Origin of the sequence: Streptomyces sp. 891-h (assembly GCF_022760275.1) — a bacterium.
Classification (GTDB): domain Bacteria; phylum Actinomycetota; class Actinomycetes; order Streptomycetales; family Streptomycetaceae; genus Streptomyces; species Streptomyces spirodelae.
Genome location: NZ_CP050693.1, coordinates 3911392 through 3924532, shown reverse-complemented (window position 1 = coordinate 3924532; position 13141 = coordinate 3911392). Strand labels below are relative to the sequence as shown.

Genomic DNA, 13141 nt, shown 5'->3' with positions numbered 1-13141 from the left:
ACCTCGGCGCAACGTCACCCACAGGACTCACCGTTCGTACACACACGTACTCAGTGATCACAGCACCCAGCCTAGGCTCGCCCGGCGCGAACCGCCCCTCGGCGCCCTCTCACACCCTGACGGGAGCCCCTCACGCCTCTGACGGGACCCTCCACACCCCTGGGCCGAAGCCCTACGCAGAGCCCTGCACAGCGTGTCCGTCCGGCCCGGTGGCACGATAACCCGGTGAGCAACGAGATCCTCGCCGGGTCGCGCCACCGTCTCGACCGCACTCCGTCCGTCATCGCCCACCGCGGTGCCTCCAAGGCGGCACCGGAACACACGCTGGCGGCCTACCGCCGCGCCATCGAGGAGGGCGCCGACGGGCTGGAGTGCGACGTACGGCTCACCGCCGACGGCCATCTCGTATGCGTCCACGACCGCCGGGTGAACCGCACCTCCAACGGACGCGGCGCCGTCTCGGCGCTGGAGCTCGCCGAGCTCGCCGCGCTCGACTTCGGCTCCTGGAAGGACCGGGACGCCGACCCGTACGAGTCGCCCGACAGCGCGCTGGACACCGACGCGACGGACGCCCGCGCCGGGACGGCCGGAGCGACCGGAACGGCAGGCGCTGCCGGGACCGCGGGACCCGGCGAGGCGGCCGAACGGCTGGGCCCGGCGGGGCACACAAGACCGGGGCAGACCGGGCCGGGACACCCGGGACCGGCGCGGACCGGGCCGGAACGCAACGGGCGGGCCCCAGGGTGTGCGGGGACCTCCGTATGCCCAGGCGGCGCGGACGCCGAACGCACCTCCGTCCTCACCCTCGACCGGCTGCTCACCCTCGTCGCGGAGTCACCTCGCCCCGTCGAACTGGCCATCGAGACCAAGCACCCCACCCGTTGGGCCGGTCAGGTGGAGGAGCGGCTGCTGGAGCTGCTCGACCGGCACCGCCTTCGCACGCCCGTACGGGTCATGAGCTTCTCCGCCCGCTCGCTGCAGCGGGTCCGCACCGCGGCACCGCGCCTGCCGACGGTCTTCCTGATGCAGTTCCTGCTTCCCCGCCACCGCGACGGCCGACTGCCGTACGGGGTGCGCATCGCCGGTCCGAGCATCCGCATCCTGCGCTCCCATCCGGAGTACGTGGCACGAGCGCACCGCGCGGGCAACGAGGTGCACGTGTGGACGGTCGACGAGCCGGAGGACGTCGAGCTGTGCGTACGCCTCGGTGTGGACGCCATCATCACCAACCGCCCGCGCCAGGTCCGTGCCCAGCTCGCGCGGCGCCGCTCGGAATGACGGGCTCGTGACCGGCCGGTCGAGGTGAGAGTGCCTGGTCGGCGGAGTGCACCGGCGCACTCGGCACTTATTGCAGACACGCGAGTGCGTCAAGAGAAAGGGAGTGGCCGGTTTCCGCCGCCCTCAGCTGGGGCATTCATCCGGATGGCGTGGGGCAAAGGAGGTCTCGGGGGTGGCGTTGGTGGTGGCACAGGAGGTGCCTACTTCGTCGACCATGGCCGTGCCCCATGGTCCGTCGGGCGTACGCGTCGCGCGGCGCAGAATGCGCGAGGAACTGCACGCATGCGGCACACCGGACACGGTGGTCGACGATGCGATCCTGATCCTTTCCGAACTGCTCAGCAACGCGTGCAGACACGCACGCCCGCTGCACGAGGACTCGGCCCCGGCAAGCAGCGCGAACGGCACGGGCGGCACCGGCAGCACGAGCAACCCGGTCAACCCGGTCAACACCGTCAGAGCGTCCTGGCGCAGGGATGTGCGAGGTGAGGTGACCATCGCCGTCACGGACGGCGGCGGCCCGACCCGCCCACTTCCGGCCAAGCCCTCCGTCACCGCACGCGGCGGCAGAGGGCTCGCCATCATCACCGCGCTCGCACGTGACTGGGGTGTGCGTTCCGAACCGGACACGACCGCTGACGAGTCACCTGGAGTGACCGTTTGGGCCGTGCTGCGGCCGGAGAGCTCGTTCAGCGGCCGGGTCGCCGCGAGCCTGGGCGCGCTCGACGGCGAGCTGGACGGCGAGCTCGGCGGTGGGCTGAACGGCGGGTTCGACTTCGCCTCGGTGGAGGAGCTCAAGTAGCCGGCGCCGCCGCAAGAGGGCGGGCGTTCGCCCGTGCGGGCTCTCGTGCGGGCGTGTACGCCCCGCGGGCCCTGTACGCCCCCACGGGGCTCTGTGATGCCCCGCGGGCCGGCTCCCGTGCGCGCAGCGACGTGTACGGCGTCCAGCTACTAGGATCGCGGCGCCCACACACCGCCGCATACCTGGAGAACCGCTCGTATGGCAAAGAAGCGCCGACCCCAGACAGCCGCCGCGGCGCCCGCCGGAACCTCCCCGGGCACCGCAGACGCCGGAAGCTACCCGGTGGTGGGAGCCCGGCAGCCGTGCCCCTGCGGTTCGGGCCGCCGCTACAAGGCGTGCCACGGCAGGGCAGCCGCGCAGGCGGCCACCGAGCTGGTGCGTCGCCCGTTCGAAGGGCTGCCGAACGAGAGCGACTGGGTCGCGCTGCGTGAACTCGTCCCGGCCGCCACGGCGCGCCTCACGCTCAAGGACGGGCTGCCGGAGGGCGTGCCCGCTGTGACGCTGGCGACGGTGCTGCCGATGGCGTGGCCGGCGCTGCGCCGCGACAACGGCGAGATCCTGCTGGGGCTGCAGAACGACACCGCGTCCGGTGACATCAGCCGCGATCTGGCGGACACGCTCACCCGGGCGCTGGCCGCCGAGCCGGGTACCCCGGTCGACGCCGGACGGCCTGCGCCGGACGGCCCCCGGCTGCAGGACCTGCTGGATGTGAACGCGCCGTTCGAGCCGGAGGTGCACTCCGGTTTCGAGTTCTGGCTGGACGGCGACGAGCAGCCGGCCGGTGAGGTGGCCGCCTCGCTGGAGAGCGCCAACGCGGCCGCCATCCCGACCGCCCGGCTCGCGTCCGTCGAGGGCGCGTACTGGTGCGAGGCGCCGGAGAAGAACCACCTGCGCTGGGTGATGACACACCCCGAGGAGCAGTTGCTCGACGCGCTGGCCCGGCTGCACGCGGCCGGTGCCTCGGCGCTCGGCGAGCCGGGCGGCACCTCGGGCGGCGACAGCTCCCGGCTGGTGGGCTCCTTCCGCGCACACGGCCTGACGGTGCCGGTGTGGGACCTTCCGTCGGGCATGAGGTCGGAGGACTGCGAGAAGCCCGCCGCCGCCTTCGCCGAGCGGCTGGCCGAGGCGCTGTCGGTGACGGCTCCGCTGACCGCGGAGGAGCGCAGGGCGCGCAGCGGTCTCATCAACCGTCAGGTGACGCTCAACTGAAGGGGTTCGGCGGATTCGGCGAGGGGTTTGCGGAGAACTCGTGCCCGTGACTCCGGTCACACTGCGGGCCCAACTTGCCCTACTCGCAGGTAAATCGGCGTCCGGATATGGGCGATCGAATTTGCTAACAGCCGATCTCTTGTTACCGTTCTAAGAGCCCGGTCGCTGGTGCATCCCCCGTCGCCAGCGACCGGGTTCTTTTGTGCCCGGAAACCGAGCGGCGGACGCGCCGCTGGGCGAACTCCCGCCCGCCAGCGCTCAGTTGCCGCTACCTGTGCCGTTTCCCGCTGTCGGCCCGCAGCAGCGGCTCACCGTCGGCCGCGAAGACCTCCGCCACCGCCGTGGAGGCGCCCTTCCCCGGCTCCGTGGCCCCCGCGCCGGGGCCACGAGGGGTCTCGCACACACCCCGACGGCCGTCCCCGCGCATCGTGCAGCGCACCCGCGACTCCCCTTCACCGGGTCCGTACAGCGCAAGGGAGACGGGGAGGCGGTGGCCGGTCGCGTTGCGGTAGTACGCGCGGGCCCAGGTCTCAACGCCCCGGGTCAATACGCAAGCCCGAGCTGCCACCCCTTCGGGGGAGACGATTTCCAGCCCGCAGGAAGCGGCCGAATGCCTTCCCTCGGCCGAGCGGCGCTCGAGGGAGCGGTCGGGCGCGGGTCGAACATCGGAGGGGTGCGCCTCGCGGGCGTGGTCGTCGGTGTGCCTCGGATGGGCGGCCTGGAATGCCTTGGTCGCCAGTCGCGCGTCCTGGCCCGCCACCGCCACCGCGAGCACCAGTGCGACAGCGAGCGCGACCGTACTGGCGAGCGTGACCGCACGGAGCCGGGAGGTGCTGCGCTGCTGCGGCTGGTGCATGAGGGAACCCACCTGGGACGCCTTCGAGAAGGACGGAGCGGACCGGGCCGACTGATGAGTTGAACATATCGGGGTCAACGGGCCGCCGATGCGATATAGCGGCCCGTTCCCCCATAACTCCGGTCGGCTCCTACCCGTACGGGTGAATCCGCCTACCGCCCTGCGGAGGGGCGGCCTCAGTAGGCCAGTCGGCTCCCGGTGTCCGGCGTCGCGGCGCTCTCGGCCACCAGGACGTCGAGCAGCGTCTCCATCCGGGGCAGCCACGGCCGCCCCTCGTCCCCGCGTTCGGGCTCGCGCTCCCAGCGGACCTTGCCCGCTCCGGTGAGCGAGCCGGGCAGCGCGACATAGCCGCCGTCCCCGTGGAACCGCAGCGAACTGGGCACCCGGTCCTGGGCGTACAGCAGTTCGCCCAGCTCTTCGAGTGCGTACGGTTCGACCAGGACGGAGAAGCGGGTCGGCGTCGCGATCACCGGACCGACGCGGACCCCGGTGCGGTCGAACGTCGCGAGCGCACGCGCCCCGGCGACGGCCGGCAGGCTCAGCGCGCAGGGCGCGGTACCGCCCGTCGCGAGGATGACGGGCGCGTCCGGCCTGTTCTCCCACCACCAGCGCACCATCGTCGTGTCAGTGGTGGCCGCCAGCAGCACCGGCTCGAAGGGATGTGCGCCCGGCACCACGCATTCGGGGTCCGGGCACGCGCAGGCGGCGGAAGAGCCGCGGGCCCCCGGGGAGGCGAGAGCTGCGCCGGGTACCACCGGCCACTGCCACTCGATGGCCGCCGTCAGCGCCGTGCTCCGCATCGGTGACCTGGGGTTATACCGTCCGGACCGCCCCCGGAGCCGTCGGCCCTGGAGCTGCGCCCAGGCCCGGAGGGAGCGTCGCCTTCCGAGGATCTCGCGCATGAGCGCTCGTTCCTTTCCGTGAACGCCGAACAACGCCTACTACGCAAACACAGCAAACATCGCCAACTGGCCGTACCGACCGATCTCTAGCTCAATGCACACCACGTGAAGCCTGGTGACCGTGCGTGTCGAACAGCGCATCATGTTGCGGGCCGAGCGTGGAACGTGGCGGGGGGTGGCGCACGCCTGGCGTTCACACTGTGGACTGCCACCTGCGCCGATGCTGCTTGTACTTGCTCGTTGCCTGCTGAGGACCTCCGCCGGCCTTGGGCCGGGGATTTCTCAGGACCCGCTCGTACCGCGCCTGTGCTGCCTGGTGCAATCCTGCGGCTGGTGCCCTCCCGCAAGAAGCGGGCGGGTCGGGGCCCGCTGCTCCCTAGGACGCCATGACTCCCCACAGGGTTCCGTACCCGCAACGGCGATGCCAACGCGCTGTCGAGTGGGCTCAGTCGACAGCAGTATGCACGCCACGTGAGCGATTTTCCGCCAATCTTTCCACACCTCGGCCAGCCCCCGTGAGCCGGGCCCGCTCTCCGGACACTCTCGGCACCGCAGCGCACGTGCTGGACATGCCCCAGCGGCATGTGTAGATGTAGTGGCATTGATAGCGGAGCAGCATGACATGGGGGTTTGCGATGCTATTGGGACAGTTCACCCGCAGCCTGAGCCGCCGCCCATGACCTCCCCGCACCTTCCGAAAGTGGCTGGAATCCAACCAACGGTTTCCTCGAACTCCTCGACAGCCGCAGCGGCCTCCTCCGCTGCGCCCCCCACGGCGTCCACCGCACCCACGAGTACCGCGGCCGCCACCGGCTCCGCCACGCCCGCGCCCGAGGCATCCGCGCAGGCGGCCACCGCAGAAACCGGAAGCTCACAGGCCGACCGCAACCGGATCTGAGACCTGTCCTCCCTCCATGAGCTGACGACGCGCCTGGTGCGCACCAAGAGCCTCGACACAGCGCTCCGCGAGACCCTGCGCGCCGGTTCCACGCTGCTGGGCGCCCCCCGCGGCATGATCGCGCTCGAACCCGGCACCGACCCCGGCAGCGAGACCTCCGACGCCCACGGGCGCGCCCCCGAACGCACCATCGGACTCGGTCTCGGCCGCGCCGACCTTGGCCAGATCGAGACCGTCCCGCGCTCCTCCGCCGCGTACGCGCGCATCCTCGACGCGGACCCGCGCGCCGGTCGGCCCCTCGGTGCGGGAGAGACGAGTGAGCCGGGCCGGCTGAGCGAGTCGGATGAGCGGGATGAGCCGGATGAGCCGCGCAAAGGGAGCCGGGCAAGCGCGGGAAACGAGGGAAACGAGCCAGAAGGAGCCGCCGAGGGGGCACGGAGCCCGCAGGAGGCGTATCAGGTCCCTTGCCCCGCGCCCGGGACGCCGACCGGCGCGGGCTCCGACACACCGTCAGCACACGTACCGGCCCGTGGTATCGCCTGCCCCGACATCGCCGCCGACCAGGACCTCTCACCCCGCCACCGGGAGGTCGCGGCCCGCCTCGGCTACGCGGCCACCTACGCCGTGCCGCTCACCACCGAGTCGGGCACCCGGCTGGGTGCCGCCGTCTGGCTCTACGACGAGCCCGGTGAGCCCACACCGCGCCAGCGGGAGCTGCTCGGCAGCTATCTGCGGCACGCCACCGAGCACTGCGCCCGGCTGGGGGAACTCGCCCGTACCCGCGCCGACATGGCCACCCTCAGCGAGGAGCTGCTGCCCAGCACGCTGCCCCGCGTGCCCGGGGTGACGCTGGCGGTACGGCACCGTACGGGGCCGTGCGGCGGCGGGGACTGGTACGACGCGCTGCCGCTGCCCGACCGGGCCGTGGGGCTCGCGGTGGGCGGTGTCACCGGCAGCGGCCCGGCTGCGGTGGCCGCCATGGGCCGCCTGCGGGCCTCCCTGCGCGCGTACGCGGTGATGGAGGGCGAGGACCCCGTCGCCGTCCTCTCCGACCTGGAGCTGCTGCTGCGGCTGTCCGAGCCGTCCTGCTCGGCGACCGCGCTGTTCGCCTACGCCGAGCCCGCCACCCGCAAGGTCCTGCTCGCCGGCGCCGGGCACTGCGCACCGCTGATCGTGGGGCCCCGGCGGATCGAGCCGGTGGAGACCGCGGTCTCGGCGCCGCTGGGGATGCTGGCGTGCTGGGAGGCGCCCAGCGCCGAGGTGGTCCTGCGGGAAGGTGAAACGCTTCTGTGCTACACGGACGGACTGCTGCACCGCACCGGCCACTCCATGGACCGCGCCTTCGCGCGGCTGCGCTCGGCGGCCGCCTCGGCACCGCGCGCGGCCAGGGACGACCCGGAGGCGCTCGTCGACCATGTGCTGCGCACGGTGCTGCCGGGGCCACTGGCCGACCTCCCCGACCACCCGGAGGACGTCGTACTGCTGGCCGCCCGCTTCTGAGCGCAGCCCCGCCCGGCCCGCCGCCCGCCACCGGCACGCCGCGGCGCCCGGGCCCGCCCCGGCGCCCGGTGAGGGTCGGACATCACCGTCGTACAGCCGAACGTCACAGTCGCACGACTGTGGACCAGTCGGCCCCCACCCATACGATGGAAGGTGGTTTTATCCGTCATAGAGGAGGCAGACGTGGCAGACGCCGCTGACGAGCAGCCGATCAAGCAGCGGAAGAACGGCCTGTACACGGGCGTCTCCGACGAACTGGCCGAGAACATGAAGTCCGGCTGGGGCGACACCGAGCTGCACGGTCTGGAGCCGATCGCGCAGGCCGCCGAGCTCGCGGAGCGGCGCGAGCGGCTGTCGGCGCGCTTCCCCGGCGAGCGTCTGGTCATCCCCGCGGGCAACCTCAAGACCCGGTCCAACGACACCGAGTACCCCTTCAGGTCGTCCGTCGAATACGCCTACCTGTCCGGCAACCAGACCGAGGACGGCGTACTCGTCCTCGAGCCCGCCGGCACGGAGGGTCACGAGGCCACGCTCTACCTCCTGCCCCGCTCCGACCGGGAGAACGGCGAGTTCTGGCTGGACAGCCAGGGCGAGCTGTGGGTCGGCCGCCGGCACAGCCTCGCCGAGAGCGAGCAGCTCTACGGCCTGCCGTGCGCCGACGTACGCACGGTCGCCGACACGCTCCGTGCGGCGAGCGGCCCGGTGCGGGTCGTGCGCGGCCACGACGCGGGGATCGAGGCGGCCCTGGCGGACAAGGTCACCGCCGAGCGCGACGAGGAGCTGCGGAGCTTCCTGTCCGAGATGCGGCTGGTCAAGGACGAGTTCGAGATCGGTGAGCTGCAGAAGGCCGTCGACTCGACCGTGCGCGGCTTCGAGGACGTCGTACGGGTCCTCGACAAGGCCGAGGCCACCTCCGAACGCTATATCGAAGGCACGTTCTTCCTGCGCGCCCGCGTGGAGGGCAACGACGTCGGCTACGGCTCCATCTGCGCGGCCGGTCCGCACGCCACCACGCTGCACTGGATGCGCAACGACGGCCCGGTGCGCTCGGGCGAGCTGCTGCTGCTCGACGCGGGCGTGGAGACCCACACCCTCTACACCGCCGATGTGACCCGCACGCTGCCGGTCAACGGCCGCTTCAGCGAGCTGCAGCGCAAGATCTACGACGCCGTGTACGAGGCGCAGGAGGCGGGCATAGCCGCCGTCAAGCCGGGCGCCAAGTACCTCGACTTCCACAACGCCGCACAGCGCGTGCTGGCCACCAAGCTGGTCGAGTGGGGCCTGATCGAGGGTCCGGTCGAGCGGGTGCTGGAGCTGGGCCTCCAGCGGCGCTGGACGCTGCACGGCACCGGCCACATGCTCGGCATGGACGTGCACGACTGCGCGGTGGCCCGCCGCGAGACCTACGCCGAGGGCACGCTGGAGCCGGGCATGTGCCTGACCGTGGAGCCCGGACTGTACTTCCAGGCGGACGACGAGACGGTGCCCGAGGAGTACCGCGGAATCGGCGTGCGCATCGAGGACGACATTCTGGTCACCGAGGACGGCAACAGGAACCTGTCCGCCGGTTTGCCGCGCAGCAGCTCCGAGGTGGAGAGCTGGATGGCGAAGCTGCGGGCGTGAGCCGGCAGATGTGACCGACGACCGGCCCGGGAGAGCGCGGGCGGGGCCTGCGAGAGCGGTGCTCCGCCGCACGCGCGGCACTCTGCCGCACGAGCGGCACTCCGCACGAGCGGCGCTCCGCCGCGCGAGCAGCGCTCCCCGGCCGGAGCACGATTATTCGAGCACAGCGGCGAGGACGGGAGACGTCGTCACGGCACGAGCCTGCTGAGCGATCTCACCGACTAGGAAGAGAGCACGTTTTGGTCTCCCGGTTCCGGACCGGACTGCTGTCCGCGTTTCCCTTCCTCGCCATGGGCGCTGTCGGTGCCGCCGACCTGACGGGCGGGCCGGGGATCGGGCTCCAGCCGATGATGGCGCTCGGTCCCGCCTTCGCCGGGCTCTCCGGCGGCAAGCGGCGCACCGCGCTGGTGGGTGCGCTGGCGATGGCCCTCTCGATCGCGCTGAGCCTCTACAACGAGCAGTTCGGCGAGCGGCGGGGCAACGCCACGCTGATCTCCGTGGCGGGCGTCTCGGTCGCCGCGCTGGTGGCGACCTCGATGCGGCAGAAGCGCGAGGCCGAACTGGCCAACGTGCGCTCCATCGCGGAGGCCGCCCAGCGCGTGCTGCTGCGGCCGGTGCCGCGCAGCGCCGGGCGGCTGCGGGTCGCCGTCTCCTACACCTCGGCCGTCGCCGAGGCGCGGATCGGCGGCGACCTCTACGAGGTTGTCACCTCGCCGCACGGCGTCCGCGTCATCATCGGTGACGTCCAGGGCAAGGGCCTGGAGGCGGTGGAGACGGCAGCCGTGGTGCTCGGCGCGTTCCGCGAGGCCGCCTACGACGAGCCGGACCTGCCGACCGTCGGCGAACGCCTGGAGCGTGCCCTGGACCGGCACCTGTTGGGCGAGAAGTTCGTGACGGCGGTACTCGTCGAGGTGCCGCACGGCGCGCACACCCGGACCGCGACACTGCTCAACTTCGGGCACCCGGCGCCGTTGGCGGTCCGGCAGGACGGCACCGTGCACTTCGCCGAGCCGCCGCAGCGCTCCCTGCCGTTGGGGCTGGGTCTGCACGGCAGTGAACCGCCGCGCCCGCACCAGGTGCCGTTCGCGCCGGGGGACCAACTGCTGCTGTACACCGACGGCGTCACCGAGGCCCGCGACCCCGACAACCACTTCTACCCGCTGGACCACCGAGCGCACCTGCTCAAGGACCCGGACGCGGAGAGCGCGCTGGAATCCGTACGGCACGACATCCAGGAGCATGTGCGCTCCCCGCTGCACGACGACGCGGCCATGCTGCTGCTGCGCTACCGCACGCCCGTTCCGCGTGCGGCCCGCGTACCCGCACAGGAGCTGCCCCGGGACAGCTGGAGCGCGCCCGCGGCCCAGGCGGCGGACGGGCCGGAAGGGAAGGACAGGGCGGACGCGGCGGACTAGGACGCCGTCATCAGATGTCCGTCGCGGCGGTCGAGGACCTTGTCGAAACTGACGACCGCACCGCCGTGACCGGGCCGGTTGCGGAACCGTACGTGGTCGGCCAGCGACTCGATCAGGAACAGGCCCCTACCGCTCTCGGCCTCCCTCGCACAGCGGGCCGGGTCGTATCCGGCGGGAAAGCCGGGTCCTGTGTCGGCCACCTCGATACGGCAGCGGTTGCCCTCCAGATAGGCGGAGACACGGTACGCACCGACCATGTCACCCGAGGTGCTGCCGTGCTCGACCGCGTTCGCACACGCCTCGGACAGGGCGAGGCACAGGTCGTAGGCCACATCCGGATCGACGCCGGCCGAGGCCATCGAGCTCAGCAGGAGCTGCCGCGCGAGCGGCACACTGGCGGCTTCGCGCCGCAGCCGGAGAGACCACCACAGGCTGCTCATGCTCACCCTCCATGCGGCTCGACACAGGATTACCTATTGCCTGCGCGTTCCAGCACTACGCGGTGGCGTCACGATGACCCCCGTACGGCGGAAACGGGCAGCGCCGAGTACCGGACCGAGTGCACTGCGTGCGGGTACGGCGGAAGCGCGAGGCGGGGCCGCACGCCCCCTGGGGGCGGAGGGCACCAGAGCAACCTGACGCGGCGCGCCTGGGTGGCGGTTGAGCGGCGGTGGAGCGGTGTGGCCCTGCCGTGAGGAGCCTGGGGACGCGGTGAGAGAATGACGCCGCCATGACTGCCGGTGCGGACCTGAGACTGCTGCGGGCTGCGGTGTTCGCCGCGGTCTGCGTGACCGTGTCCGCCGCGGGGCACCTGCTGGCAGCGGAAGCGGTACTGCCGTTCGGCACCCTCGCGCTGGGCTTCGGCTGCGTGTTCGTGGTCGCTGCCGCACTGGCCGGACGGGAACGCTCACTGCCGGGTATCGCGGGGCTCCTGGGGTCGGGGCAGATCGTTCTGCACCTGGTGTTCTCCATGGGAGCCGCCGGACAGCACACCTCGGCAGGGGCGGCAGGCCACGGCTCGGGCGGCCTGCGGGCGCTCGCCGGGACGCTGCTGTGCAACGACGCCGCGCGGAGGCTGAGCGAAGCCGAGGCGCGCCGCGTCGTCGCACGCGCCGGACTCGACCCGCACACGGCTGCGGCGGGAAGCACGGGCGGTGCGGCGCAGCAGGCCGCACACGCCGGACACCAGGCCGTCACCGGGGCCCTTCCCAGCACTCCGCTCGACTGCCTGCGCGAGGCCGCACGGGCCGCCGCCGGTATGTGCGAGCTGCCGATGCTGTTCGGGCACCTGTGTGCCGCCGTACTGCTCGGCTGGATGCTGCGCAGGGGCGAGGCCGCGCTGTGGCGGCTGGTGCGGCTGTCGTGCGACGCCGCGTCGGCGGCGGAGGAACTGGTGGCCGCGCTCGCCCTGCGTACCGCGTCGGCCCTCGTCCGCGCCCTGCACACCGAGCTGCTGCCCTGGGCACCGGCGCGGCCCTTCCTCGACCGGCCGGACGACGAGAAGGCGCCCACAGCGCTGCTGCTGGCGCACTCCGTACACCGGCGCGGCCCCCCGGCGCACGCCGCGGACGCGTTCGCGCTGGCGGCATGACGTACCACGGCGCTCGCTGAGACCGAGCTGTCCGGCCACACCAAGGGTGGGCTCGCCCCGACGGGTGGGCACGGGCGGCGCGGCTTGACGGCGCACGGTGCGGGCCGTCGCGCGCCGTCACGCGTCCGCCTCCGCCGTGTCATGTCATCCGTCCCACTCGCCCTGTGCCGTCAGGCGGCTCGCCTCGTGGCCAGGGCACTCAGGAGATCTCCCATGAAGATCGTCAACCGCCGCTCGGCCGCCGTCTGCGCGCTCGCCGCCGGGACCGTGCTGCTGGTCGCCGGGCCCGCCTCCGCGCACGTCAGCGTCGACCCGAAGGAGGCCGCCGAGGGCGGCTACGCCACCGTCAACTTCAAGGTGCCGAACGAGAAGGACGACGCCTCCACGGTGAAGCTGGAGGTCACCTTCCCGACCGACCACCCGCTGGCCTCCGTGATGCCGCAGCCGGTGCCCGGCTGGGACGTCAAGGTCGACAAGAAGAAGCTCGACAAGCCGATCGAGATGCACGGCGAGAAGATCACCGAGGCCGTCTCGAAGGTCACCTGGAGCGGCGGCAAGGTCGAGCCCGGCCAGTTCCAGCAGTTCCCCGTCTCCATGGGGCAACTGCCGAAGGACGCCGACCAATTGGTGTTCAAGGCCCTGCAGACCTACGACGACCACGACGTCGTCCGGTGGATCGAGGAGCCGAAGGACGGCGCGGCCGAGCCGGAGAACCCGGCGCCGGTGCTCAAGCTGACGGCTGCCGACAGCGAGGGTGGCGCCGCCTCGGGCGCCTCCTCCGACGACGCCGAGCAGACCGCGGCCACCGCCGAGACCGACTCCGGCTCCGGCTCCGGCTCCGACACCACGGCACGTGTGCTCGGCGTGGTGGGCATCGTCGTCGGGGTCGCGGGCGTCGCCTTCGGCGTCCTGGCGGGGCGCCGCCGCACTGCCTGATCCGGGGCCCTCCCGGGAGCCGTACCTTTCCTCGCGGCAGGTACGGAGCCCTGGCGGTGGGGCCGACCGGCGCCGAGCCGGTGCCGGTCGGCCCCACCGCCCCTCCCCCTCACTCCTCGCACGATCCCTAC

Annotated in this window: 11 protein-coding genes; 8 read left to right on the top strand and 3 right to left on the bottom strand. The window is 72.4% G+C overall.

Translation table 11 applies throughout. The features are described 5' to 3' along the window. Nucleotides 1-225: 225 nt before the first annotated feature. From HC362_RS17095 to HC362_RS17085, 3 genes are all read left to right on the top strand, one after another. Nucleotides 226-1278 carry a glycerophosphodiester phosphodiesterase family protein gene (locus HC362_RS17095; RefSeq protein ID WP_243084807.1) on the top strand — a complete coding sequence of 351 codons (1053 nt, stop codon included), beginning with the start codon at nucleotides 226-228 and terminating at the stop codon, nucleotides 1276-1278. Between the two features lie 172 nt (nucleotides 1279-1450). Next, on the top strand, nucleotides 1451-2080 hold the full coding sequence (locus HC362_RS17090; protein WP_243084806.1) for an ATP-binding protein: 630 nt from the start codon (nucleotides 1451-1453) through the stop codon (nucleotides 2078-2080). A gap of 198 nt (nucleotides 2081-2278) precedes the next feature. Beyond that, nucleotides 2279-3289 carry a DUF5926 family protein gene (locus HC362_RS17085; RefSeq protein ID WP_243084805.1) on the top strand — a complete coding sequence of 337 codons (1011 nt, stop codon included), beginning with the start codon at nucleotides 2279-2281 and terminating at the stop codon, nucleotides 3287-3289. 268 nt (nucleotides 3290-3557) lie between these two features. Here the strand turns inward: HC362_RS17085 and HC362_RS17080 are convergent, their stop codons facing one another. Then, nucleotides 3558-4145: a hypothetical protein gene (locus tag HC362_RS17080; protein ID WP_243084804.1), complete on the bottom strand. Its 588-nt coding sequence runs from the start codon at nucleotides 4143-4145 to the stop codon at nucleotides 3558-3560. 176 nt (nucleotides 4146-4321) lie between these two features. After that, nucleotides 4322-5047 (bottom strand): bifunctional DNA primase/polymerase, encoded by a 726-nt coding sequence (locus HC362_RS17075; protein ID WP_243084803.1) that lies wholly within the window; start codon nucleotides 5045-5047, stop codon nucleotides 4322-4324. Nucleotides 5048-5948: 901 nt separating this feature from the next. Here HC362_RS17075 and HC362_RS17070 point away from each other — a divergent pair. The 3 genes from HC362_RS17070 to HC362_RS17060 all read left to right on the top strand — a co-directional run bounded on the left by HC362_RS17070 (nucleotide 5949) and on the right by HC362_RS17060 (nucleotide 10483). After that, entirely contained in the window at nucleotides 5949-7445 is a 1497-nt protein-coding gene (locus tag HC362_RS17070) for a PP2C family protein-serine/threonine phosphatase (RefSeq protein WP_243088652.1), read from the top strand. A 183-nt stretch (nucleotides 7446-7628) separates the two neighbouring features. After that, nucleotides 7629-9068, top strand: coding sequence for an aminopeptidase P family protein (locus HC362_RS17065; RefSeq protein ID WP_243084802.1), 1440 nt, complete (start codon nucleotides 7629-7631; stop codon nucleotides 9066-9068). Nucleotides 9069-9307: 239 nt separating this feature from the next. After that, complete coding sequence (locus tag HC362_RS17060; RefSeq protein WP_243084801.1) at nucleotides 9308-10483, top strand: PP2C family protein-serine/threonine phosphatase; 1176 nt, start codon at nucleotides 9308-9310, stop codon at nucleotides 10481-10483. Here HC362_RS17060 and HC362_RS17055 read toward each other — a convergent pair. After that, nucleotides 10480-10923 (bottom strand): ATP-binding protein, encoded by a 444-nt coding sequence (locus tag HC362_RS17055; protein ID WP_243084800.1) that lies wholly within the window; start codon nucleotides 10921-10923, stop codon nucleotides 10480-10482. The two genes, HC362_RS17060 and HC362_RS17055, sit on opposite strands and share 4 nt — an antisense overlap. Nucleotides 10924-11213: 290 nt before the next feature. Between HC362_RS17055 and HC362_RS17050 the strand changes: the two genes are divergently transcribed. Both HC362_RS17050 and HC362_RS17045 read left to right on the top strand, forming a co-directional pair. Beyond that, a complete protein-coding gene (locus tag HC362_RS17050; protein ID WP_243084799.1) occupies nucleotides 11214-12074 on the top strand; it encodes a hypothetical protein in 861 nt (286 codons plus the stop codon). A 213-nt stretch (nucleotides 12075-12287) separates the two neighbouring features. Further along, the gene (locus HC362_RS17045) at nucleotides 12288-13010 is read left to right on the top strand and encodes a YcnI family protein (protein WP_243084798.1); all 723 of its coding nucleotides are present in this window, start codon (nucleotides 12288-12290) and stop codon (nucleotides 13008-13010) included. Nucleotides 13011-13141 lie beyond the last annotated feature (131 nt).